At 54.4% G+C, this 22,760-nt stretch carries 21 protein-coding genes, 1 pseudogene and 1 other annotated feature; of the genes and pseudogenes, 8 read left to right on the top strand and 14 right to left on the bottom strand.

Translation table 11 applies throughout. From position 1 onward, the window contains the following. The first annotated feature begins 102 nt into the window (after positions 1 to 102). Positions 103 to 825, top strand: a complete 723-nt coding sequence (gene tonB, locus IBT47_RS04660; protein WP_105595213.1) for a TonB system transport protein TonB — start codon at positions 103 to 105, stop codon at positions 823 to 825. Positions 826 to 917: 92 nt separating this feature from the next. On the opposite strand, the gene yciA is transcribed toward tonB, so the two are convergent. The 4 genes from yciA to IBT47_RS04640 form a co-directional block, all read right to left on the bottom strand. Then, entirely contained in the window at positions 918 to 1,340 is a 423-nt protein-coding gene (gene yciA / locus IBT47_RS04655; RefSeq protein ID WP_105595212.1) for an acyl-CoA thioester hydrolase YciA, read from the bottom strand. Between the two features lie 13 nt (positions 1,341 to 1,353). Then, positions 1,354 to 1,893, bottom strand: coding sequence for a septation protein A (locus IBT47_RS04650; RefSeq protein WP_200559607.1), 540 nt, complete (start codon positions 1,891 to 1,893; stop codon positions 1,354 to 1,356). A 74-nt stretch (positions 1,894 to 1,967) separates the two neighbouring features. Next, positions 1,968 to 2,705, bottom strand: a complete 738-nt coding sequence (locus tag IBT47_RS04645) for a YciC family protein (protein ID WP_200559606.1) — start codon at positions 2,703 to 2,705, stop codon at positions 1,968 to 1,970. Positions 2,706 to 2,728: 23 nt separating this feature from the next. Further along, positions 2,729 to 3,148: a YkgJ family cysteine cluster protein gene (locus tag IBT47_RS04640; RefSeq protein ID WP_200543770.1), complete on the bottom strand. Its 420-nt coding sequence runs from the start codon at positions 3,146 to 3,148 to the stop codon at positions 2,729 to 2,731. A 275-nt stretch (positions 3,149 to 3,423) separates the two neighbouring features. Between IBT47_RS04640 and ompW the strand changes: the two genes are divergently transcribed. Beyond that, entirely contained in the window at positions 3,424 to 4,056 is a 633-nt protein-coding gene (gene ompW / locus IBT47_RS04635) for an outer membrane protein OmpW (protein ID WP_200559605.1), read from the top strand. A gap of 52 nt (positions 4,057 to 4,108) precedes the next feature. Here the strand turns inward: ompW and IBT47_RS04630 are convergent, their stop codons facing one another. From IBT47_RS04630 to IBT47_RS04600, 6 genes and pseudogenes are all read right to left on the bottom strand, one after another. Continuing rightward, positions 4,109 to 4,423: a BON domain-containing protein gene (locus IBT47_RS04630; RefSeq protein WP_200559604.1), complete on the bottom strand. Its 315-nt coding sequence runs from the start codon at positions 4,421 to 4,423 to the stop codon at positions 4,109 to 4,111. A gap of 151 nt (positions 4,424 to 4,574) precedes the next feature. Then, positions 4,575 to 5,381 (bottom strand): tryptophan synthase subunit alpha, encoded by an 807-nt coding sequence (gene trpA, locus IBT47_RS04625; RefSeq protein ID WP_200559603.1) that lies wholly within the window; start codon positions 5,379 to 5,381, stop codon positions 4,575 to 4,577. Beyond that, positions 5,381 to 6,571: a tryptophan synthase subunit beta gene (trpB, locus tag IBT47_RS04620; protein WP_200543762.1), complete on the bottom strand. Its 1,191-nt coding sequence runs from the start codon at positions 6,569 to 6,571 to the stop codon at positions 5,381 to 5,383. Before trpB ends, trpA begins: the two co-directional genes overlap by 1 nt. An 83-nt stretch (positions 6,572 to 6,654) precedes the next feature. Next, positions 6,655 to 8,019 (bottom strand): bifunctional indole-3-glycerol-phosphate synthase TrpC/phosphoribosylanthranilate isomerase TrpF, encoded by a 1,365-nt coding sequence (gene trpCF, locus IBT47_RS04615; protein WP_200559602.1) that lies wholly within the window; start codon positions 8,017 to 8,019, stop codon positions 6,655 to 6,657. A 2-nt stretch (positions 8,020 to 8,021) separates the two neighbouring features. Continuing rightward, a pseudogene (trpD, locus tag IBT47_RS26965) lies at positions 8,022 to 9,614 on the bottom strand (bifunctional anthranilate synthase glutamate amidotransferase component TrpG/anthranilate phosphoribosyltransferase TrpD). Continuing rightward, on the bottom strand, positions 9,614 to 11,176 hold the full coding sequence (locus tag IBT47_RS04600) for an anthranilate synthase component 1 (protein WP_105595201.1): 1,563 nt from the start codon (positions 11,174 to 11,176) through the stop codon (positions 9,614 to 9,616). Before IBT47_RS04600 ends, trpD begins: the two are co-directional and overlap by 1 nt. A 23-nt stretch (positions 11,177 to 11,199) precedes the next feature. Beyond that, positions 11,200 to 11,298, bottom strand: a sequence feature (Trp leader region). 156 nt (positions 11,299 to 11,454) lie between these two features. Between IBT47_RS04600 and IBT47_RS04595 the strand changes: the two genes are divergently transcribed. Both IBT47_RS04595 and IBT47_RS04590 read left to right on the top strand, forming a co-directional pair. Then, positions 11,455 to 12,333: a PHP domain-containing protein gene (locus IBT47_RS04595; protein ID WP_234471709.1), complete on the top strand. Its 879-nt coding sequence runs from the start codon at positions 11,455 to 11,457 to the stop codon at positions 12,331 to 12,333. A gap of 52 nt (positions 12,334 to 12,385) precedes the next feature. Then, positions 12,386 to 13,006: an L-threonylcarbamoyladenylate synthase gene (locus IBT47_RS04590; RefSeq protein ID WP_200543754.1), complete on the top strand. Its 621-nt coding sequence runs from the start codon at positions 12,386 to 12,388 to the stop codon at positions 13,004 to 13,006. Between the two features lie 49 nt (positions 13,007 to 13,055). Here IBT47_RS04590 and IBT47_RS04585 read toward each other — a convergent pair whose 3' ends face one another. Further along, positions 13,056 to 13,682 carry a serine protease gene (locus IBT47_RS04585; RefSeq protein ID WP_105595198.1) on the bottom strand — a complete coding sequence of 209 codons (627 nt, stop codon included), beginning with the start codon at positions 13,680 to 13,682 and terminating at the stop codon, positions 13,056 to 13,058. A 705-nt stretch (positions 13,683 to 14,387) separates the two neighbouring features. Between IBT47_RS04585 and rluB the strand changes: the two genes are divergently transcribed. Then, on the top strand, positions 14,388 to 15,287 hold the full coding sequence (rluB, locus tag IBT47_RS04580) for a 23S rRNA pseudouridine(2605) synthase RluB (protein ID WP_105595197.1): 900 nt from the start codon (positions 14,388 to 14,390) through the stop codon (positions 15,285 to 15,287). 51 nt (positions 15,288 to 15,338) lie between these two features. Here the strand turns inward: rluB and cobO are convergent, their stop codons facing one another. Further along, positions 15,339 to 15,929, bottom strand: a complete 591-nt coding sequence (cobO, locus tag IBT47_RS04575; RefSeq protein WP_200559592.1) for a cob(I)yrinic acid a,c-diamide adenosyltransferase — start codon at positions 15,927 to 15,929, stop codon at positions 15,339 to 15,341. Continuing rightward, positions 15,929 to 16,690, bottom strand: a complete 762-nt coding sequence (locus IBT47_RS04570; RefSeq protein WP_200559590.1) for a YciK family oxidoreductase — start codon at positions 16,688 to 16,690, stop codon at positions 15,929 to 15,931. The genes cobO and IBT47_RS04570 overlap by 1 nt, the downstream gene beginning before the upstream one ends. A gap of 222 nt (positions 16,691 to 16,912) precedes the next feature. Here IBT47_RS04570 and sohB point away from each other — a divergent pair, with 222 nt between their 5' ends. Then, positions 16,913 to 17,962, top strand: coding sequence for a protease SohB (gene sohB, locus IBT47_RS04565; protein ID WP_200559588.1), 1,050 nt, complete (start codon positions 16,913 to 16,915; stop codon positions 17,960 to 17,962). A 30-nt stretch (positions 17,963 to 17,992) separates the two neighbouring features. On the opposite strand, the gene IBT47_RS04560 is transcribed toward sohB, so the two are convergent. Further along, a complete protein-coding gene (locus IBT47_RS04560) occupies positions 17,993 to 18,244 on the bottom strand; it encodes a DUF2498 family protein (protein ID WP_200559576.1) in 252 nt (83 codons plus the stop codon). 398 nt (positions 18,245 to 18,642) lie between these two features. Here IBT47_RS04560 and topA point away from each other — a divergent pair, with 398 nt between their 5' ends. Both topA and cysB read left to right on the top strand, forming a co-directional pair. After that, a complete protein-coding gene (gene topA, locus IBT47_RS04555) occupies positions 18,643 to 21,240 on the top strand; it encodes a type I DNA topoisomerase (protein ID WP_200559574.1) in 2,598 nt (865 codons plus the stop codon). 262 nt (positions 21,241 to 21,502) lie between these two features. Continuing rightward, on the top strand, positions 21,503 to 22,477 hold the full coding sequence (gene cysB, locus IBT47_RS04550; RefSeq protein ID WP_105595191.1) for an HTH-type transcriptional regulator CysB: 975 nt from the start codon (positions 21,503 to 21,505) through the stop codon (positions 22,475 to 22,477). The last annotated feature ends 283 nt before the right edge of the window (positions 22,478 to 22,760 follow it).

The following is a 22,760-nucleotide window of genomic DNA, read 5'->3' as shown; positions in this document are numbered from 1 at the left end:
TTAAACTATAAGCGGGAAATCGCGGATAAGCCGTGAGAGGTTGTTGAAACTGATTGCTATTTGCATTTAAACTCGGTGCTTCACATTTTGACCAGAAAGATTATGACGACGCTGACTACATCACTACCACGCCGCGCTCCTTTGCCTCTGCTGATTTCAGTTGTACTGCACGGCTCGGTTATCGCAGCTCTGCTTTACGCTTCATTTCACCAGGTGGTTGATATGCCAAAAGCGTCTCAGCCTATCAGTGTCTCGCTGGTCGCACCGGAAGTGCAGCCCGAACCTGAACCGGTGCCGCCGCAGGTTGAGCCGGAACCGGAGCCAGAACCGGAGCCAGAACCCGTACCGGAGCCGCCGATTCCTGAACCGGTGCCGATTCCTAAACCGGAACCAAAGCCGAAACCTAAACCGAAGCCGGTGAAGAAAGAGGTGGTGAAGCCGAAGAAAGAGGTTAAGCCACAGGAGACGCGCCAGGCTCAGCCGGTAACCAATCCGCAGCCGCCTAAGCCGTCCACTGCGCCGAAGCTGTCTCAGGCACCGTCTACGGCCGTTTCCAGCGGTCCACGCGCGCTAAACCAGAGCAAGCCGGCCTATCCGCAGCGTGCCTTTGCCCTGCGTGTAGAAGGGCGCGTTCGCGTACAGTTTGACGTTGACAGTTCAGGTCAGGTCGACAACGTGCGTATTCTTTCCGCCGAGCCGCGCAACATGTTTGAGCGTGAAGTCAAACAGGCGATGCGCAGATGGCGCTATGAGCCGAACAAGCCGGGTAAAGATGTTACCATGAACATCGTGTTCAAAATCGACGGCGGCAGTAGCATCGAATAAAAAAAAGGGCGAAAGCCCTTTTTTTATTAAGTTAAATCCACTACCGAGAAGTGAGCCAGTTCAGACCCGCTCCGGGAGGGCAGGAGATAAAATCAGCCTTCTGCGGTGAAGTTGATTTTATCTGCAGGAAGTGGCCGAGGTTTACCTTCCGGATCAACCGCAACGTAGATAAATACCGCTTCAGTGGTGCAGTAGCGCTGACCAATCGGCTCTGAAGAGACCTTTTTAATCCACACTTCGATGTTTATGGTGATGGAACTGGTGCCGGTACGGATGCAGCGGGCGTGGCAGCTCACCACATCACCCACGGCTACCGGTTTTAAAAAGGTCATTCCGTCTGCACGTACCGTTACCACGCGACCTTCGGCGATCTCCTTCGCCAGAATAGCACCACCCATGTCCATCTGAGACATCAGCCAGCCACCGAAAATATCGCCGTTGGCGTTAGTATCCGCAGGCATAGCGAGGGTACGCAGCACCATCTCGCCCTGCGGCACACGTTGTTGTTCGCTCATTGTTTTGCTTCCGTTATTTTTCTTCCTGCTGCGGCATCAGACGGTAGATATAGATGCCGCTCAGCAGGGTAAACAGCAGGGTCAACGCACTCAGGCCAAACACTTTGAAGTTCATCCAGGTGTCCTGGGAAAGCCAGAAGGCAACGTAGATATTTGCCAGACCGCAGACGAAGAAGAACAGCGCCCAGGCAATATTCAGACGACGCCACGCGAATGCAGGCAGCTGGATCTCTTTGCCCAGCATTCTCTGGATTAACGGTTTTTCCATAAACCACTGGCTGAACAGCAGGGCGAGGGTGAACAGACCGTAGATAATCGTCACTTTCCATTTGATGAAGTCAGGATTATGCAGGGCAATCGTTAAGGTGCCGAACACCGCCACAAGCGCAAAGGTCACCAGGCTCATTTTCTCTACTTTGCGGTAGATAACCCAGCCTGCGGCCAGGGCGATGGCGGAGGCGACGATCAGCGCGCCGGAGGCGACAAAAATATCGTACAGTTTATAAAAGACGAAAAAGACCACGAGGGGAAGAAAGTCGAGTAACTGCTTCATAGCGGCTTCCAGTATCAGACCAGTACGTAATGAAATCATCCAGTGAATGCCTCTGTCGAGGCATTCATGGTTAATTAGCGTAACAACATATATAAGCGGGACAGGTAAATAATCAACAGCGCTGAAACCAGGTTGCTCAACCCGTTTAGCAGCACCGAGGCGACGTTTGCTGGCAGCACGGTCATGGATGATGCCATCAGCAGCACGATCAGCTTGGCAACGATCCATAAAAGCACCGCCGGAGCGACCAGCTTCATATGTCCCCAGGCCAGGCGCATACTGCCGCGCATGGCGCCAAACACGCCAACCTTCTCATTCACCAGCAGCATCGGCGACAGTGAAAGCGTCACTGCCAGCAATACACCCGGCACCACCAGCACCATAAAGCCCAGCTGGATAATCAACGTCATTAAGAACGTCAGCAGCAGCAGCGACAGCAGCTTCGGCGCGGACGCACCAATAGCGCGCAGGGCGCTGACGTGCTGGCCGGCAGATGCCATCGGAATCAGACTCAGCATTCCACCCAGTAGCAGGGTATTGCCAATCAGCGCTGCAAACGTTCCTGCCGCAGAAGCCCGCAGCAGAACCTGCTGCTGCTCCGGCGACATATTCTGCACCATCTCCATCAGGCTGGTGGCTGAACCGGCTGCACCATCATTCAGGATCGACATCTGATCGGCATCCGGCGTCAGCCCGTGACCTATCAGCACGGAAATAAACGAGGTCAGCAGTGCCATCAGCACAATGGTCAGGATCTGATGGCGGAAAAAATTCCCCGTGTCACGGTATAGCGAAGCCGCCGTGATAGACATGTAAACTCCTTGAAAAGCCGATTTTATAGACCGGGAGATTGTACATGTTCCTGTAGGGTGCTGGCACTCAGATTGACATAACTTTCGATTAAAGAAGGTTTTACCGGGGTAAACAGGGGCGGCAGGCCATATTTCGCCCGCGCACGGTCACAGGCTTCGTTATAAATGCCATTTTCACCGGACATATCAAACTCCCGGCAGGGTGTTGGCCGCTGCTCATAAATACCGCAGGAGACACAGCTGCCAATCTCGCCCTGTAAAGCCACACAGCGTGGAGCACGATCGTTGGTACCGCGCATATTGCGCATAAAAAGGTTGAGGGGTTCGGTCAGATCAACCGGCACCACGCCGCCGCCGTCTTCAGCTTCTGACCAGTAAAAGGAAACGCGAAACGTACCGCAGCACGCGCCGCAACTGACGCAAGGATTAAGAGTATCGCTCATCTGATTGCCCGCCCCTCCTGAGGCTTCGAACCAAAATCACATTGAAGGAGAATAGAAAATTAAGGCTTCCAAAAAAAATGGTCAATCGGATTTTTCGGATGCCGAAACTGCAGGAAATTGATCTAAATCAAGCCATTGTTTTATAAGAAGAATGAAAAAAATGATTCGCATGATCTTTCCAGTAAATCAGCGTAAATATGTGTCCTGATATCGCACAAGTCCTCGCAGTAGGATACAGATGTTTACATACGATTTTAAATTTAAAAGGAGTGGTCATGAAACTGAGAGCATTAGCGCTGGCTGTCGTCACCTTGTTACCGGTCGCCGCATTGGCACATGAAGCAGGGGATTTCTTTATGCGCGCGGGTTCCGCCACCGTGCGGCCTACAGGCGGTTCCGATAACGTCCTGGGCCTTGGCGAATTCGACATTAACAACAACACGCAGCTGGGGCTGACCTTTACCTATATGGCTACTGACCATATTGGTATTGAGCTTCTCGGTGCAACGCCGTTCCGTCACAAAGTCGGGTTGCGTGCCACCGGCACGCTGGCGACCGTGCACCAGCTGCCGCCAACGCTGATGGCACAGTGGTACTTTATGGGTAACACCAGCAAATGGCAGCCTTATGCCGGCGTGGGTGTGAACTACACGATGTTTTACAACACCGATTTCAACCAGACCGGTCGCGATGCGGGTCTGAGCAATCTTAGCGTGAAAAATACCTGGGGCGTTGCTGGTCAGGTTGGCCTCGACTACCAGCTGACTCCGGACTGGATGCTTAACGCCTCACTGTGGTATATCGACATCAATACCAAAGTACGCTTCAACGCCGGTGAAGATCGTCAGAGCATTGACACTCACGTGAATCCGTTTGTGTTCTTCTTTGGCGCAGGCTACCGCTTCTAAGCCCGCTCAACGAAAAAAGGCGCGAATCTCGCGCCTTTTTTTGTCTTAACTCTTACTTAATTTGCAGGTTATTCACTACCGATTTCACACCGGCCACGCCTCGTGTGATTTCAACCGCCCGGTTTGCCATCTGCGGCGAGCTGATAAAGCCACTCAGCTGTACACGCCCTTTGAAGGTTTCCACGCCGATAGCGGTGGATTTCAGCGACTGATCGTGCAGCAGCTCTGCTTTTACTTTGGTGGTAATCACCGTATCGTCAATATAGCCACCGGTTCCTTCCTGCGTTGCGGTCGGTGCGCATGCGGTGATGCTGAGTGCAACCACGGCAGCGGCGATCATTCCTGATAACATTTTAAACAGCTTCATTGCATTTCTCCCTGTCCAGGTTTTTAAACCGCTGAAAAGGCGGCGATAACTAATTCTTAGGTAAGGATGATGTTTCTGCAAGTTCAGAATGTTAAAAATAGAAAGGAAATAATGCCTTATCCGTGAGATAAGGCACCGTTTCAGGAAAGGATTACTGGCGCGTTCCGGCTTTCAGTTTACTGACAAATGCGGTCAGTTCGGTCAGCATCACCGACGGGTTTTTGTGGTGCTGTTCGATAATTTTGACGATAGCTGAACCAGAAATCGCCCCGGCAGCTCCTGCGCTAATCGCTTCCTCAACCTGCGACGCTTCTGAAATACCAAACCCCTGCAGCGGCGGGGCAGCATGATACTCTTTCAGCTTGTCGATCAAATGCTTCAGCGGCAGATTCGCACGGGTTTCAGAACCGGTGACTCCGGCGCGGGATAGCAGGTAGGTATAGCCCCGGCCGTGTGAAGCGATTTCACGCAGCAGATCGTCTTCAGCGTTTGGCGGGCAGATAAAGATCGGCGCGACGTTGTGACGCATGGCGGACTGGCGGAACGGCGCAGATTCTTCAATCGGTACATCCGCGACCAGTACTGAATCAACGCCCACTTCCTGGCAGCGGGCATAGAAGTTATCGATGCCGTTGGAAAATACCAGGTTGGCATACATCAGCAGGCCGATCGGCAGTTCCGGGTATTTCTGACGGATGGCCGCCAGCATCTCAAAACACTGCGCAGGCGTCACGCCTGCGGCAAAGGCACGCAGGGTAGCGTTCTGAATCGTCGGGCCGTCGGCCAGCGGATCGGAGAACGGGATACCCAGCTCAAGCGCATCCGCACCGCCTGCAACCAGGGCATCAATAATTTGCAGCGACAGCTCCGGGTTAGGATCGCCCAGCGTGACGAAGGGAACAAACGCACCTTCTTTACGTTCTGCCAGGCGCTTAAAACAACGATCGTAACGTTCCATCAGATTTCTCCCCTGGCGCTGAAAATGTCATGTACGGTGAATATGTCTTTATCGCCACGGCCGGAGAGGTTGACCACCAGCAGCTGCTCTTTTTCCGGATTCTCGCGGATCATTTTTAACGCATGGGCGAGGGCGTGTGAGGATTCCAGAGCCGGGATAATCCCTTCATTACGGCAGAGGGCCTGGAAAGCCTCCAGCGCTTCGTCATCGGTAATCGAAACATAATCCGCGCGACCAATGCTGTTCAGATAGGCATGCTGAGGCCCGACGGATGGGAAATCCAGCCCGGCAGAAATGGAGTATGACTCCTCAATCTGCCCGTCTTCGGTTTGCATCATTGGAGCTTTCATGCCGAAATAGATGCCGACGCGGCCATGCTTCAGCGGCGCACCGTGCTCGCCGGATTCAATGCCGTGCCCGGCCGGTTCCACGCCGATCAGACCCACGCTGGTTTCATCAATAAAGTCGGCAAACATCCCAATCGCATTCGAACCGCCGCCGACGCAGGCAATCACTGCATCCGGCAGGCGACCTTCCTGCTCCAGGATCTGCGCTTTGGTTTCTTCACCAATCATGCGCTGGAACTCGCGAACGATAGTCGGGAACGGATGCGGACCGGCCGCGGTGCCCAACATATAGTGAGCGGTTTCATAGCTGCCGGACCAGTCGCGCAGCGCCTCGTTACAGGCATCTTTCAGCGTCGACGAACCGCTGTGCACCGGGATCACTTCTGCACCCATCAGACGCATACGGAACACGTTCGGCGACTGGCGCTCAATGTCTTTTGCGCCCATGTAGATGCGGCACTTCAGGCCGAGCAGTGCACTGGCCAGCGCCGAGGCTACGCCGTGCTGCCCGGCACCGGTTTCAGCGATAATCTCTTTTTTACCCATGCGTTTGGCCAGCAGAGCCTGGCCCAGTACCTGGTTGGTTTTGTGCGCGCCGCCGTGCAGCAGGTCTTCGCGCTTCAGGTACAGGCGAGTTTTCGTACCTTTGGTCAGGTTGTTACACAGCGTCAGCGCGGTAGGGCGACCGGCATAGTTTTTCAGCAGGCCGGTAAATTCAGCCTGGAATTCCGGGTCGCTCTGGGCGCTGATAAAAGCGTCTTCCAGCTGTCGCAGTGCGGGCATCAGGATCTGCGGCACATACATGCCGCCAAACTCGCCAAAATAGGGATTTAATTTGGTCATATCGCGTCTCTTTATTCTCTCTCAGCGCGGGCGTGGATCGCGCCCGACGAAAATGATTGTGCCAGCCTGAGTATTTCGCTATTTCAGTAGGCTTTCAGCGTCTGAAACACCGAGGCGATTTTATCGGCATCTTTAATACCGGGGGCGCTTTCTACCCCGGAGTTGAAGTCCAGACCGGCGCAGCCGAGGCGGGAAGCTTCAACGCTGTTATCAGCACTCAGTCCACCGGCCAGCAGCACGTTTTTCAGCGTCTGGCCCTGCAGCAGTGACCAGTCGAATGACTGACCGCTGCCGCCGTTACCGTGATCGAACACGTAGCGATCAACGTGCTGCCAGTCGCGCTGCGGCAGGCTGTCGCGAATGCTGAATGCCTTCCAGATCTGCACTTCTGCAGGCAGCGCGTCGCGCAGCTGGCTGACGTACTGACGATCTTCGTCACCGTGCAGCTGCACCGCTGCCAGCCCCAGCTCACCGGCGGTAGTGACAACGTCACTCACTGCCTGATTGCGGAACACGCCAACATACTTCAGTGCGGCAGCGGCAATCACCGATCGCGCAACGGTGAGGTCTACTTTGCGCGGTGAGCCTTCAGCAAAAATGAGTCCACCGTAAATCGCCCCCGCTGCCAGCGCGCTCTGCGCGTCCTGCGGCCGGGTCAGACCGCACACTTTATTATCACCGATAATCACCCGACGCACCGCTGCGGCCAGATCGGCCTCTTCCATCAGCGCAGAGCCAATCAGGAAGCCGTTAGCGAAATGGCTCAGCTCGCGCACCTGGGCATAGCTGTTAATTCCGGATTCGCTGATAACCGTCACGCCGTGCGCCACTTTCGGCGCCAGGCGGCGGGTGCGGTCGAGGTCAATGGAGAGATCGCGCAGGTCGCGGTTGTTAATTCCCACCACTTTCGCCCCCAGGGCGGTGGCGCGCTCAAGCTCTTCATCGCTGATCACTTCGGTCAGCACGCCCATATTCAGACTGTGTGCCACGGCGGAAAGCTGGCGGTACTGCTCATCGCTGACCACCGAAAGCATCAGTAAAATGGCATCTGCCTGATGGTAACGGGCCAGGTAAATCTGGTATGGGTCGATAATAAAATCTTTGCACAGTACCGGCTGGGTCACGACCGAACTGACGATCGGCAGGAAATCAAAGCTGCCCTGGAAATACTTCTCGTCGGTCAGCACCGAAATGGCGGAGGCATAGTCTTTATAAATCCCGGCGATGGTGGCCGGGTCGAAATCATCGCGGATCAGACCTTTAGATGGCGATGCTTTCTTACATTCGAGAATGAACACCGTGCGCGTGCCGCTCAGCGCATCATAAAAGCTGCGGGTAGACGGAACGATATCATTCTGGAATGAGGCCAGCGGCTGCTGCTGCTGACGGGCGGCAAGCCAGATGGCTTTGTCCGCGACAATCTTATTCAGTACGGTTTCCTGCTGCATGATTATCCTCTTGCTGCCAGTGCGACCACATGTTTATAAGCCTGGCCGCTGCGGATGGTTTCCAGCGCCTGCTGAGCGTTCTGTCGCAAATCTTCATGGCCAAAAATCTTCAGTAACAGGGCGACATTGGCCGCCACGGCTTCTTCATGAGCCAGCTCGCCTTTACCCTGGAGTAAACGCGCCAGAATGTCACGGTTTTCTTCCGGGGAACCCCCGGCCAGCGCCTCCTGCGGATGATAGCTCAGGCCAAAGTCATCCGGGGTCAGCTGGTAGCTGGTGATTTCACCCTCACGCAGTTCGGCTACGTGGGTGACGCTGTGCAGCGCCACTTCATCCATGCCGCCGCCGTGCACCACCGCCGCACGGCGATAGCCTAATACTTTCAGCGCCTGAGCAATCGGCAGCACCAGCTCCGGGCTGTATACGCCGATCACCGCCAGCGGAGGCCGCGCCGGGTTAATCAGCGGACCAAGCACGTTGAAGATGGTGCGGGTTTTCAGCTGCTGGCGTACCGGCATCGCGTGGCGGAATCCGCTGTGATACTGCGGTGCAAACAGGAAGCAGACGTTAAGTTCATCCAGCGCCTGGCGCGCCTGTTGCGCAGGCAAATCCAGACTGATGCCGAACGCGGCCAGCAGATCGGAGGAACCCGACTTACTTGATACGCTGCGGTTGCCGTGTTTGGCCACCTTCAATCCACAGGCTGCGGCCACGAAGGCGCTGGCGGTCGAGATATTGATACTGTTGCTGCCGTCGCCGCCGGTGCCGACGATATCGGCAAAGTCATAGTCCGGGCGCGGGAACGGTTTGGCATCTTCCAGCAGGGCGGTCGCCGCCCCGGCGATTTCCTGCGGATGCTCGCCGCGAACCTTCATCGCAATCAGCGCGCCTGCCAGCTGGGTCGGTTCCAGCTGTCCGGTGATAATCGCGGAAAACAGCTGGTGGCTCTCCGCCTGAGTCAGGATCTCGGCCTGAAATAATTTTTCCAGAATAGTGTTCATTAGGCTTCTCCTCGGTTACGCCAGCGCCCATGCAAGGGTTTGTTCCAGCAGGCGAGCCCCCTGGGTGGTGAGAATGGATTCAGGGTGGAACTGGAAGCCGCAGACGCGCTGGGCGTCGTCGCGAACGGCCATCACCATGCCATTAAAGGTGGCGTTAACCGTCAGTCCGTCAGGAATATTGCTGCCCACCAGCGAGTGGTAGCGGGCCACCGGCAGCGGGTTGCTCAGACCGGCGAACATACCTTCGTTATCGTGGGTAATCGCCGAGGCTTTGCCATGCAGGATCTCACCGGCCTGGCCGACGTGGCCGCCGTAAGCTTCCACAATCGCCTGGTGGCCCAGACAGATGCCGATGATCGGCAGGCGTCCGCGCAGCTGTTGCAGCAGTTCCGGCATGCAGCCCGCTTCAGACGGTGCGCCAGGGCCGGGTGACAGCATCAATACCGGGTTTTCCATCTCCTGCAGGCGCGCAATCAGCGTGGCGGCAGGAACGTTGTTACGATAAACCACCACGTGATGGCCAAAGGTGCGTAACTGATCGACGAGGTTATAAGTAAAGGAGTCGAAGTTATCGAGCAGCAGAATATCGGCCATCAGAAAATCTCCTGGCAGTGGTGAGCGGTGGCAATCGCACGCAGAACGGCGCGGGCTTTATTACGGCTTTCGTCAGCTTCCGCCTGCGGGTTCGAGTCCAGAACCACACCGGCACCGGCCTGCACGGTAGCAACGCCGTCTTCCACCCACGCGGAGCGGATAACAATGCAAGTATCCAGGTCGCCGCTGGCGGTGAAGTAGCCGACCGCGCCGCCGTAGCTGCCGCGACGGGTGCCCTCGGCTTTAGCAATCAGCTGCATGGCACGTACTTTCGGCGCGCCGCTCAGGGTGCCCATATTCATGCAGGCGCGGTAGGCGTGCAGCACATCAATATCGCCACGCAGTTTGCCGACGACGCGAGAAACCAGATGCATCACGAAGGTGTAACGGTCCACTTTGGTCAAATCCGCCACGTAGCGGCTGCCGGGTTCGCAGATGCGTGCCAGATCGTTACGAGCCAGGTCTACCAGCATCAGATGTTCGGCCAGCTCTTTGTGGTCGGTACGCATTTCCAGCTCAATGCGGCTGTCGAGATCGCGATCCAGTGAACCGTCTGCGTGGCGGCCGCGCGGGCGCGTACCGGCAATCGGATAGATTTCAATCTGGCGGCTTTCCGCGTCGTACTTCAGTGAGCTTTCCGGTGATGCGCCGAACAGGCTGAAATCGCGATCCTGCATAAAGAACATATACGGGCTGGGGTTGCTGTTTTTCAGCGTATCGTAGGCGGCCAGTGGTGAAGGGCACGGCAGCGAGAAGCGGCGTGACGGCACGACCTGGAAAATCTCGCCGATACGAATGGCTTCCTGCATCTGGCGAACCACCTGGCAGTAGTCTTCATCGCTCTGGCTGACGCTCAGCGCCATGCCGTCAACGGTCTGCACAGGAAGTGCCGGTGCTGGCTGAAGCATCTGGCTGTGCAACTGTTCGATGCGGCTCTGCAGGCGAATGAATTCGGCTGGAGAAGAGGTAAACAGGCTGGCCTGCAGGCGAGCGGTTTGTTGCTGATGGTCAATCACCAGCAGCGTCTCGGCCAGGTAGAAGCAATAGTCCGGGCAGCGCTGCTCGTTCTTCAATGCCGGCAGCGATTCGAAGCCGGCGACCAGATCGTAGGCGAACAGCCCGCCGAGCAGCATGGCTTCACGATTTTCTGCCGGGACGTTGATCAGCTGCGGGATCAGGCGCAGGGCATCGAACACCGACAGGGCGCGCAGGTTGGAGTCTTCATCCTGAATTTCGGTATTATGCGGGAAGACCAGTTCACGGCCATCGGGGCGAACGTGATTCTGCACTGATGAAGGCAGAGCCGCATCCAACAGCGTCAGCAGGGCGCGGCCGTTTTCAGACAGAGCCTGAATCTGCACGGTCTTATCCAGCGCGCTGATGCGCAGGGCGCTGTCGACAATCAGCAGGCTTTTCAGGTTACGCTTGCTGTCAACATCCGCTGATTCCAGCAGCAGCGTTTCGGAGCGTGCGCCGCAGAGCTGGTGGAAGACGGCGGCCGGATCTTCGCGGTAGGGCGCATTGCCGGTAATCAACTTCACTGTAGGTTTGGCATTCGACATGGTTTGATCTCTGTTTTTTGCTCAAAAAAAAGCCCGCATTTAGCGGGCCTGAGTATCTGCACAACGTAGTAACCGTGCACGACGACATCGCCCGTTCAGGGAGAAGTGCGCCACCAACCAGTCATCAGAGAGAGTGAATATGACATGATACAGATACCTTATGCTCGTGAACTTGCGTACTAGTTAACTGGAACACGGAAAAAAAGTCAATACTCTTTTTCCCTTAGCAAGGAATGACGTTATCATGCTGCGATATTCCCGCCAATGCCGGAGCCGTTTTGACAGTAGCAGCCACACCAATCAGTTCTTTTCCTATCTTCGATCTTCACAGTCACACCACCGCATCTGACGGGTTACTTACCCCGGAGCAGCTGGTGCTGCGCGCGGTAGAACATCGCGTCGGCGTGCTGGCCGTCACCGACCATGACACCACCGACGGCGTTCAGCCCGCGCGTGAGGCTATTGAGCGTCATCAGCTGCCGCTGCAGCTGATTGCGGGCGTTGAGGTGTCGTCGCTGTGGGAGAACCATGAGATCCATATTGTTGGCCTTGGGGTGGATATCACCCATCCGGGACTGGTGGCCTTCCTGGCAGAACAGGGTGAACGACGGATGGCGCGTGCGCGGATGATCGCTGAGCGCCTTGAAAAAGCCGGGATACCCGGTGCACTGGAAGCCGCCCTTGAGCTGGCGCAGGGCGGCGCGGTGACGCGCGGACATTTTGCCCGTTTTCTCATCGCCGCCGGTAAAGCCGACACGATGCAGAAGGTGTTTAAAAACTATCTGGCTCGCGGTAAAACCGGCTACGTTCCGCCGCAGTGGTGTACAATTAAACAAGCCGTTGATGCGATTCATGATTCTGGTGGTCGTGCGGTACTGGCCCATCCGGGCCGCTACGGGCTGTCTGCCAAGTGGCTGAAACGCCTGATTGCCCACTTCAGCGAACAGGGCGGTGAAGCGATGGAGGTCGCGCAGTGTCAGCAGGCTCCGCAGGAACGAACGCTGCTGGCGCGATACGCGCAGGAGTATCAACTGGCGGGATCGCAGGGGTCTGATTTTCATCAGCCCTGCGCGTGGATTGAGTTGGGAAAAAAATTATGGCTACCCGGCGGTGTTGATGCCGTGTGGCAGCGTTTTCCAGAAATCGTGAAGCAATAGCCTGAAGCAGGCGACGTCAATGTCATTGCTGATGTACGGATAAGAGGTTTCTATGAGTCAGTTTTTCTATATTCACCCGGATAATCCACAGCCGCGACTGATCAAGCAGGCGGTAGAGATGTTGAATAAAGGCAGCGTGATCGTCTATCCAACGGATTCCGGCTATGCGCTGGGCTGTAAGCTGGAAGATAAGAATGCGATGGAGCGTATCTGCCGCATTCGCCAACTCGATGGCAACCATAACTTCACCCTGATGTGCCGCGATCTGTCCGAACTGTCGACCTATGCGCACGTCGACAACACCGCGTTTCGGCTAATCAAAAACAACACGCCGGGCAACTACACCTTTATCCTCAAGGCGACGAAAGAAGTTCCGCGCCGCCTGATGAGTGAAAAACGTAAAACCATCGGCCTGCGCGTACCGTCGAATCCGATTGCGCTGGCCCTGCTGGAAGCGCTGAACGAGCCGATGATGTCGACCTCGCTCATGCTCCCGGGCAATGATTTTACCGAGTCGGACCCGGAAGCCATTCAGGATGAAATTGGCAAACTGGTCGATTTAATTATTCACGGTGGCTACCTGGGACAGCAGCCGACAACCGTGATTGATCTGACCGATGATTCACCGGTGGTTGTTCGTGAAGGTGTGGGTGATATTCAGCCATTCCTTTAGCAGCATAGAGGCAGGATGTTAATCCTGTCCTGCCTCTCTCCGGGAGGCGTTAAGATGTTGATTCCTCCAGCCACTTCTGGAATACCTGATAGGGGATATAGAGAGACACGTCTTTCAATTTCGTCTCCTGCGTTGCGGTGTTTTTAACTTCGCTGCTGTAACCGACCAGCACGCCGCCAATGCTGTCATCACTGTGATAAACCGCACCCCCTGACATGCCCTGAACGGCCCCGGCGTTCGATGCCATGGCTACGCAGGGCTTTTTATTCCAGCCGTTGCGGATTGCTGTGATCGCCAGATTGTTGCCGGATGATTCAACCGGCATGGCTGAGAAGAAGCTGTAACCATACATCCGTACTGGTTCGCCCACTTTGGTGGTGCGAAACTCCGGTAGCTTCTTCATGTTATTTTTATGATGGATGATCGCCAGATCGCAGTAAGGGTGATAAGCCTTCACCCGATGCATTGTCCAGCGCGCCACGTGGGCTGCCGTAAGGCTGTATTCCGGCGTAATCGGAATGCTGGTACCAAGCGCACCGACGCCAAGAATGGTGGGGATGCCGACAAAATTCATATCGACCCGCTTCATCGCTTCGCGACTGTAGCTGTAGCTACCCACGGAGCAACCGGTTAACGCCAGCAGCGACAGCGCCAGCAGACACTTTTTAATATCCATTTTATTCACATGTCAGCCACGTCGTTTATCGCCTTTACGCGTTAAAGACATGGGTGGTCCTGTGCCGGGTGATGACCCGACGGATTAATAACAAACGAAATAACGACGTCAGCGCGCTATCATTTCTGCGAGGGAGGGAAAACAAGGATGAGATAAACGAAAATCACGGTCCTGCCTGCTTGTTTCCTGGAAAAATCTTATTCGGTGAAGTGTTTTGAAGGGTAATTATTATTTCTTAAAACAATGGCCTCTAATAACAAACATTGTATTAAGGCTGTTTTTAATTATTTATTGAATGCATTTTTATTTATATGTTCATGTTTTTAAAGTGATAAATATTAAATTTTTTGTGCGATTGAGCGTTATTGTTCCGGCGGTTAAAAATGACTTAATTTAAGGGTGGTGCCGCAGGAAAATAAGATCTCAGAGGAGGGAAAACCCCTGAATACTGTTTTTTATTTATCTTTATATGAAGGGATTTAGCTTTATCGCGTGCCGGTAAATAAATTTTTTAATATGGCGAGCGATCGTTTCTGCAATTCCCGCTCAGCCAGGCTAAAATTAGGGCATCATCCTGCTAACAAACAGGTTACAGCGGGGGTAAAAGTCTGTATAATATCCTCCGAATTTAAATATAAGTTATTGAAAATAAAAGAAATTTTGTTTTCACCATGACGCCTGGGAAGGCGACAAAGAGGCAGCTCCATGAGCGAGAAGTTACAGAAAGTTTTAGCACGCGCCGGGCACGGTTCCCGTCGTGAAATCGAAACCATGATCTCCGCCGGACGCGTCAGCGTTGACGGCAAGCTGGCCACGCTGGGTGACCGCGTTGAGCCAAGCAGTTCCCTGAAAATTCGTATTGACGGGCACGTTGTGCCGGTCAGTGAATCCATTACTGAAGTTTGCCGCGTTCTGGCCTACTACAAGCCTGAAGGCGAGCTGTGTACCCGCAGCGATCCGGAAGGCCGACCGACGGTGTTCGATCGTCTGCCTAAGCTGCGTGGCGCGCGCTGGATTGCCGTCGGCCGTCTGGATGTAAACACCTGCGGCCTGCTGCTGTTCACCACTGACGGTGAGCTGGCAAACCGCCTGATGCACCCGAGCCGCGAAGTTGAGCGTGAATATGCGGTACGCGTTTTCGGCCAGGTGGATGACGAGAAAATCAAACAGCTGAGCCGTGGTGTGCAGCTGGAAGACGGTCCGGCAGCGTTTAAGACCCTGAAATTTACCGGTGGTGAAGGTATTAACCAGTGGTACAACGTTACCCTGACGGAAGGACGCAACCGTGAGGTTCGTCGCCTGTGGGAAGCGGTAGGTGTGCAGGTTAGCCGTCTGATCCGCGTCCGCTACGGCGATATCGATCTGCCGAAAGGTCTGCCGCGCGGCGGTTATACCGAGTTGGATCTGCAGCCAACCAACTATCTGCGTGAGCTGGTTGGTCTGGAAGCGGAAACCGTCAGTAAAGTGCCGGTTGAGAAAGATCGCCGCCGCACTAAGGCGAATCAAATTCGTCGTGCGGTGAAACGCCATACAACTACCACTAAAGCGGCGAAGCCGGGCGGCAGCCGTCGTCCGGGTTCAAAACGTCAGCAGGGCAAGCCGTAAGCTGTCTTGCAAATAAAAAGGGCCTGAGGGCCCTTTTTTTATGCACTATATTTACCAGTCAATGCCCTGCTGAGCCTGAATTCCGGCATCAAATGCATGTTTAACCGGGCGCATTTCACTGACCGTATCCGCCAGCTCCAGCAGTTCGCGGTGGCAGCCTCGCCCGGTAATAATGACGCTCTGATGAGCAGGGCGTTGCTGTAGTGCATCAATCACCTCCTGGAGAGGCAGGTAATCAAAGCTGACCATATAGGTCAACTCATCCAGAACCACCAGATCTAACGTGGCATCCTGCAACATTCGCTTGCCATGCTGCCAGACCTTCAGACAGGCCTCCGTGTCGGTGGCGCGGTTTTGCGTGTCCCAGGTGAATCCGGTCGCCATGACCTGAAATTCAACGCCGTGTGGCTCAAGAAGATTACGCTCGCCGTTAGGCCATTCACCTTTAATAAACTGGATCACGCCGACGCGTTTCTGATGCCCGACGGCGCGAGTGGCTGTACCGAAAGCGGCAGTGGTTTTCCCTTTGCCGTTGCCGGTGAAGACCATCAGGATGCCACGGGTTTCCGTGGCGGCGGCAATCCGCGCATCGACCTGTTCTTTCAGCCGCTGCTGGCGCTGCTGGTGGCGCTCTTCCGACATTATTCTGCCGCCCCTGGTTTCCGCCCCGGCTGGGCGTCAAAGCTGATGCCGGTTTTACGCTTGCTGTCGTCGCCCATCAGCCACAAATACAACGGCATAATATCGGCAGGCGTTTTCAGCTTCATCGCATCTTCCTGCGGGAAGGCGCTGGCGCGCATGCGGGTGCGGGTTCCACCCGGGTTGATACAGTTAACGCGCAGCTGGCGGCTGTCGTACTCTTCCGCCAGAACCTGCATCATACCCTCGGTGGCGAATTTAGAGACGGAATAAGCCCCCCATCCGGCACGGCCCTGGCGGCCGACGCTGGATGAAGTGAACACCAGTGAAGCCGACGCGGATTTCAGCAGCAGCGGGATCAACGCCTGAGTCAGGAAAAAGGTGCCGTCAATATTGACTCGCATCACCTGCTGCCAGACGGCCGGGTTTTGTTCGGTCATCGGCACCACTTCGCCGAGTAGCCCGGCGTTATGCAGCACGCCGTCCAGTCGCGGCACCACGCGCGCAATATCCTCAGCCAAATGTTGGCAGCTTTCCGGCGTTGCCGTTTCCAAATCTAACGGGAACCAGTAAGCAGTCTGTCGGCTATGCTGATTAATCTCATCGCAAACCTGCTGGAGCTGTTCTGTATTACGGCCCAACAGGAGGACCTGTGCGCCATAGCGGGCGTAAGTGAGAGCGGCTTCGCGACCGATGCCGGTATTGGCACCGGTTACCACAATAATTCGGTTGTTGAGCAGATCGCTTTTCGGTTGATAATGCACGGTAGAATCCTCTGGCGATGAAGTGTCCGCAGCGTCGCCGGCAGTAGGGCCAGCGTAAGTTCTTGCAGAACATAGAATTAAATGCTTTATGCCTGAAAAATGAGGCGAGTGCAATCCTGGGACCTGCCCGTTAATGCCATGTTACCGGGTTGCAGGCGACCAATCGTCGAGAGTCGGTTACACTGGAACAACACTAATACAATGTTAATTAAGGCGGATTGAGTGGAACTACTCTCTTATTATGGACTCTTTTTAGCGAAAACCGTCACCGTAGTGGTGGCTATTGCCGCCATTGCATTGGTTATTGCCAATCTTGCAGCCCGCAAGCGAAGCCAGACCGGCCAGCTCCGGTTGACGCATCTGAGCGACCGTTACCGCGAAATGCGTGACGATATGCAACTGGCTAAGGTAGAGCCAGAGCAGCAGAAGCAGTGGATCAAGGAACGAAAAAAGGCAGAAAAACTGAAGCACAAGCTGGCTAAGCAGCAGATAAAACAGGGCGGTCTGAAGACGGAAAGTAAACCGACGCTGTTTGTGATCGATTTCAAAGGCAGTATGGACGCCGGAGAAGTCACCTCTTTGCGCGAAGAGATCTCTGCGGTGGTTGCCGTGGCACGAAGCGGCGATGAAGTGCTTCTGCGCCTGGAGAGCCCCGGCGGCGTGGTACACGGTTATGGCCTGGCGGCATCGCAGCTGCAGCGCCTGCGCGACAAGGGAATCCCCCTGACCGTTGCTGTCGATAAAGTGGCGGCCAGCGGCGGTTACATGATGGCCTGCGTGGCGGAACGTATCGTCGCCGCGCCGTTTTCGATTATCGGTTCGATTGGCGTAGTGGCGCAGATCCCTAACTTTAACCGACTGCTGAAGCGCAATGATATTGACCTTGAACTGCATACCGCCGGGGAATATAAGCGGACGCTGACCATGCTGGGGGAAAATACCGACGCCGGTCGCGAAAAATTCCGCCAGGATCTCAACGAAACCCATCAGCTGTTCAAGGATTTTGTTCATCAGATGCGCCCGTCGCTGGATATTGACAGCGTGGCCACGGGTGAACACTGGTACGGCAGCCAGGCACTGGAGAAAGGGCTGGTTGATGCCATTGGTACCAGTGACGATCTGCTGCTGGAACACATCGAGAAGCGCCAGGTCATCGGCGTGCGTTTTGCTCAGCGTAAACGCATGATGGATCGTTTTACACAAAGTGCGATGGCCAGCGCTGAACGTCTGCTGCTCCGCCTCTGGCAGCGCGGCGAAAAACCCCTGCTGTAATTCGTCAGACAGCGCCCGTTCAGGCGGGCGCTATTCGTCGAGTCGGTATTTCGGCGAAAGCTCGACCGCTAAAAATTTGAACACATTAAATACTGCAGTACTGCGGGGACCAGGCAGGCCCTGTTCATCAAGGAAGTAGTCACCGCTAAAAATCAGCACTTCACCCTTTTGCTCAACGCCCGTTGTAGCCATGCCGTCAAAAAAGTCTTTGTGCTCGGCAATCATCTGATTGGCGATTGCCAGCAGGCTGCTGCGATCGATAGTTTGCTGGTCCAGATCCATATTCCCTCCTTTATAGTGATTCCGCTGCGGGGTATTGTACGCTTGGCTGATAAATCCGCAATCATGGTGGTGGTATAGAAAACTGTCTCTTTTTACAGCCTTTTCTGGCGGAAATCTGTGCTTGATGCTAATTAAGTTGCGTAACAGATTTTATCAGGTAGAGTGTGGGCGTTTCGGGTTCCGGGCGTAAAAGCGAGTTTACGCTTTGTTAGAGATTCGCTTAACAGGTAGTAAATAGTACCGTTTATCAATGTGTTAAAAGACTTGTAATGGCACGAAAATTGATAAAAAGTTATCCGGGATCGGTATCATTCTCCCGATAGCTCTATCTTCAATGTGCAGCGCAGGCCTGGACGGCACTACTTACTCTCGGATGTTTTAATCAGGTAAAGGTAACTATGGGAAAAGCTCTCGTAATAGTTGAGTCCCCGGCAAAAGCCAAAACAATCAATAAATATCTCGGCAATGACTACGTGGTTAAATCCAGCGTCGGTCATATCCGCGATTTGCCGACGAGTGGATCAACGGTTAAAAAGAGCGCTGACTCTACAACCAGTAAAACAGCGAAGAAGGTCAAAAAAGACGAAAAGGCGGCGTTGGTAAACCGCATGGGCGTCGATCCTTATCACGGCTGGGAGGCAAATTATCAAATCCTGCCAGGCAAGGAAAAAGTGGTTGCTGAACTGAAATCACTGGCGCAGAACGCTGACCATATCTATCTCGCAACGGACCTTGACCGCGAAGGGGAGGCCATTGCATGGCACCTGCGGGAAGTGATCGGTGGCGATGATTCACGCTATAGCCGCGTGGTCTTTAACGAAATTACCAAGAATGCAATTCGTCAGGCGTTTGAAAAGCCTGGCGAACTGAACATTGACCGGGTAAATGCCCAGCAGGCGCGGCGCTTTATGGACCGCGTGGTGGGTTATATGGTGTCACCACTGCTGTGGAAGAAAGTCGCTCGTGGCCTGTCTGCTGGCCGCGTTCAGTCCGTTGCCGTGCGTCTGGTGGTGGAGCGTGAACGTGAAATTAAAGCCTTCGTTCCGGAAGAGTACTGGGAACTGAATGCCGCGCTGACCACGCCGAAAGGTGCAGATCTGCCGATGCAGGTCACGCATCAGGGTGACAAACCCTTCCGTCCGGTAAACGGTGAGCAAACTCAGGCGGCTGTCAGCCTTCTGGAAAAAGCGCGCTATGTTGTTGCCGATCGTGAAGACAAACCAACCAGCAGTAAACCCGGCGCACCGTTTATCACCTCAACGCTACAGCAGGCGGCAAGTACTCGTCTTGGTTTCGGTGTTAAAAAAACCATGATGATGGCTCAGCGCCTGTATGAAGCGGGTCACATCACCTATATGCGTACCGACTCGACGAATCTGAGTCAGGATGCGGTAAGCATGGTTTGCGGCTATATCGAAAAAGAATTTGGCGCGAAGTATCTGCCAAAAGCTCCTGTCGTTTATACCAGCAAAGACAACTCGCAGGAGGCGCACGAAGCGATTCGTCCTTCCGACGTGAACATTCAGTCTGAACAGCTGAAAGACATGGAAGCGGATGCGCAGAAACTGTACCAGCTGATCTGGCGTCAGTTCGTTGCCTGTCAGATGATGCCTGCACAGTATGACTCTACCACCCTGACCGTAGCGGCGGGCGATTTCAAACTGAAAGCTAAGGGCCGTACGCTTCGTTTCGACGGCTGGACCCGGGTGATGCCGGCGCTGCGCAAGGGCGATGAAGATCGCACCCTGCCTCCGGTAGACGTAGGTAGCGAGCTGAACCTGCAGCAGCTGACGCCAAGCCAGCACTTCACCAAACCACCGGCACGTTTCAGCGAAGCCTCGCTGGTGCGCGAGTTGGAAAAGCGTGGTATTGGTCGTCCTTCTACCTACGCATCGATCATCTCAACCATTCAGGATCGCGGCTACGTTAAAGTGGAAAGCCGTCGTTTCTATGCAGAGAAGATGGGAGAAATCGTTACCGATCGTCTGGAAGAGAACTTCCGCGAACTGATGAACTATGATTTCACCGCCAACATGGAAGATAACCTCGACAAGGTGGCGAATAACGAGGCGCAGTGGAAGGCCGTTCTGGATAAATTCTTCGGTGAGTTCAGCCAGCAGCTCGAGCAGGCGGAAAAGGACCCGGAAGAGGGCGGCATGCAGCCCAACCAGATGGTGCTGACTTCGATCGAGTGCCCGACCTGTTCGCGCCAGATGGGTATCCGTACTGCCAGCACAGGCGTGTTCCTCGGTTGTTCCGGCTATGCTCTGCCGCCGAAAGAGCGCTGCAAGCAGACCATTAATTTGATCCCTGAGAATGAAGTGTTAAATATTCTTGAGGGTGACGATGCGGAAACTAACGCGCTGCGTGCGCGTCGCCGCTGCCAGAAATGCGGCACGGCGATGGACAGCTATCTGATTGATAATCAGCGTAAGCTGCACGTTTGCGGTAGCAACCCGGAGTGTGACGGTTACGAAATTGAACAGGGCGAATTCCGCATCAAAGGCTATGATGGCCCGATCGTGGAGTGCGAGAAATGTGGTTCCGAAATGCACCTGAAAATGGGGCGCTTCGGTAAGTACATGGCCTGTACCAATGACGACTGTAAGAACACGCGTAAAATTCTGCGTAATGGTGAAGTTGCGCCGCCGAAGGAAGATCCGGTTCCACTGCCGGAGCTGCCGTGCGAAAAATCAGATGCGTACTTCGTTCTGCGCGATGGTGCGGCGGGCGTATTCCTTGCAGCCAACACCTTCCCTAAATCGCGCGAAACCCGTGCGCCTCAGGTTGAAGAGCTGCAGCGTTTCCGCGACCGTCTGCCTGAAAAGCTGCGCTATCTGGCCGATGCGCCAGCGACGGATGAGGAAGGCAACAAGGCCGTCGTTCGCTTCAGCCGTAAAACCAAACAGCAGTACGTCAGCACAGAAAAAGACGGCAAAGCTACCGGCTGGTCGGCCTTCTTCGTTGATGGAAAATGGGAAGTTAGCAAGAAGTAATCCACGCTGATTTCTCCCATTCAGGGGCAGGCCGTTGCGGTTTGTCCCTGAATGGTCACTTTGCTGATAATCTAACCGATTGTTGATGAATGTTTCCCTGCTGACGCTATACATATCCCACATTTTTGATATAGTTGTTATAGATATCCCTCTTCTTATTATTAAATCGCATTAGACCGCTAACCTGACGCTGACCAGATTTCTGGTGTCTTCTTCTGTAGGGTTTTCGGCACGTTGCTTCAGACCCTGGACGGAATGAAAAATGAAATTGCAGCAGCTGCGGTACATCGTTGAGGTGGTTAACCACAACCTCAATGTCTCTTCAACGGCCGAAGGGCTGTACACCTCTCAACCCGGCATCAGTAAGCAGGTTCGTATGCTGGAGGATGAACTGGGCATTCAAATCTTTGCCCGAAGCGGTAAGCACCTGACTCAGGTGACACCCGCCGGGCAGGAAATCATCCGTATTGCCCGCGAAGTCCTGTCAAAAGTCGATGCGATTAAATCGGTTGCCGGCGAGCATACCTGGCCGGATAAAGGTTCACTGTACGTTGCCACCACCCACACACAGGCACGTTACGCATTGCCCAATGTGATCAAAGGCTTTATTGAACGCTATCCCCGCGTTTCGTTACATATGCACCAGGGGTCGCCGACTCAGATTGCTGAAGCCGTATCTAAGGGCAATGCGGATTTTGCCATTGCCACCGAGGCGCTACACCTTTACGACGATCTGATCATGCTGCCGTGCTATCACTGGAATCGTGCAATCGTGGTCACACCGGATCATCCATTGGCCGGTAAATCGAAAGTGTCGATTGAAGAGTTGGCTGAGTATCCGCTGGTCACCTACACCTTTGGCTTCACCGGGCGCTCCGAACTGGATACGGCATTTAACCGCGCAGGTCTGACGCCGCGTATCGTTTTCACCGCGACCGATGCCGACGTGATCAAAACTTATGTGCGTCTGGGGCTGGGGGTAGGCGTTATTGCCAGCATGGCCGTAGACCCGGTATCCGACCCCGATCTGGTGCGAATTGAAGCGACGGACGTGTTCACCTACAGCACGACGAAGATCGGCTTCCGTCGCAGTACCTTCCTGCGCAGCTATATGTATGACTTTATACAACGTTTTGCCCCGCATCTGACGCGTGATGTGGTCGATACCGCCGTTGGACTGCGTTCCAATGAAGATATTGAAGCGATGTTTAAAGATATTAAATTACCCGCTAAATAATTACATTTGTTTCTAATTATCTTAAGTTCAGATTGTAACGGGTCTGAACTTAATGAAAGCTCCCGCCTTTCACTGCCATCGTTAGTTTCTTTCCTTTCTTTGCAATAAATGAAATCTCTATCACATGTTCTCCCATTGTTATTGATGAAGTGAGAAATAGTACACATTTTTCGTCGTGAATCTTTGCGAAAAATTAAGACTATTCCCATAATATATCCAACGCCAACGAGCAGAGGATTGCGTTGGTTAGCCAGGTAAAGGGGACTCTGATATCTGACAGCGC

This window comes from Erwinia sp. S43 (assembly GCF_016624745.1).
GTDB classification, from domain to species: Bacteria; Pseudomonadota; Gammaproteobacteria; order Enterobacterales; family Enterobacteriaceae; genus Erwinia; species Erwinia coffeiphila.
This window is presented reverse-complemented; position numbering and strand designations above follow the sequence as displayed.

Bases quoted from the DNA above. Each gene is read 5' to 3' on its own strand.
- tonB (WP_105595213.1), top strand. From the start codon at position 103: ATGACGACGCTGACTACATCACTACCACGCCGCGCTCCTTTGCCTCTG.
- yciA (WP_105595212.1), bottom strand. From the start codon at position 1,340: ATGAGCGAACAACAACGTGTGCCGCAGGGCGAGATGGTGCTGCGTACC.
- IBT47_RS04650 (WP_200559607.1), bottom strand. From the start codon at position 1,893: ATGAAGCAGTTACTCGACTTTCTTCCCCTCGTGGTCTTTTTCGTCTTT.
- IBT47_RS04645 (WP_200559606.1), bottom strand. From the start codon at position 2,705: ATGTCTATCACGGCGGCTTCGCTATACCGTGACACGGGGAATTTTTTC.
- IBT47_RS04640 (WP_200543770.1), bottom strand. From the start codon at position 3,148: ATGAGCGATACTCTTAATCCTTGCGTCAGTTGCGGCGCGTGCTGCGGT.
- ompW (WP_200559605.1), top strand. From the start codon at position 3,424: ATGAAACTGAGAGCATTAGCGCTGGCTGTCGTCACCTTGTTACCGGTC.
- IBT47_RS04630 (WP_200559604.1), bottom strand. From the start codon at position 4,423: ATGAAGCTGTTTAAAATGTTATCAGGAATGATCGCCGCTGCCGTGGTT.
- trpA (WP_200559603.1), bottom strand. From the start codon at position 5,381: ATGGAACGTTACGATCGTTGTTTTAAGCGCCTGGCAGAACGTAAAGAA.
- trpB (WP_200543762.1), bottom strand. From the start codon at position 6,571: ATGACCAAATTAAATCCCTATTTTGGCGAGTTTGGCGGCATGTATGTG.
- trpCF (WP_200559602.1), bottom strand. From the start codon at position 8,019: ATGCAGCAGGAAACCGTACTGAATAAGATTGTCGCGGACAAAGCCATC.
- IBT47_RS04600 (WP_105595201.1), bottom strand. From the start codon at position 11,176: ATGTCGAATGCCAAACCTACAGTGAAGTTGATTACCGGCAATGCGCCC.
- IBT47_RS04590 (WP_200543754.1), top strand. From the start codon at position 12,386: ATGAGTCAGTTTTTCTATATTCACCCGGATAATCCACAGCCGCGACTG.
- IBT47_RS04585 (WP_105595198.1), bottom strand. From the start codon at position 13,682: ATGGATATTAAAAAGTGTCTGCTGGCGCTGTCGCTGCTGGCGTTAACC.
- rluB (WP_105595197.1), top strand. From the start codon at position 14,388: ATGAGCGAGAAGTTACAGAAAGTTTTAGCACGCGCCGGGCACGGTTCC.
- cobO (WP_200559592.1), bottom strand. From the start codon at position 15,929: ATGTCGGAAGAGCGCCACCAGCAGCGCCAGCAGCGGCTGAAAGAACAG.
- IBT47_RS04560 (WP_200559576.1), bottom strand. From the start codon at position 18,244: ATGGATCTGGACCAGCAAACTATCGATCGCAGCAGCCTGCTGGCAATC.
- topA (WP_200559574.1), top strand. From the start codon at position 18,643: ATGGGAAAAGCTCTCGTAATAGTTGAGTCCCCGGCAAAAGCCAAAACA.
- cysB (WP_105595191.1), top strand. From the start codon at position 21,503: ATGAAATTGCAGCAGCTGCGGTACATCGTTGAGGTGGTTAACCACAAC.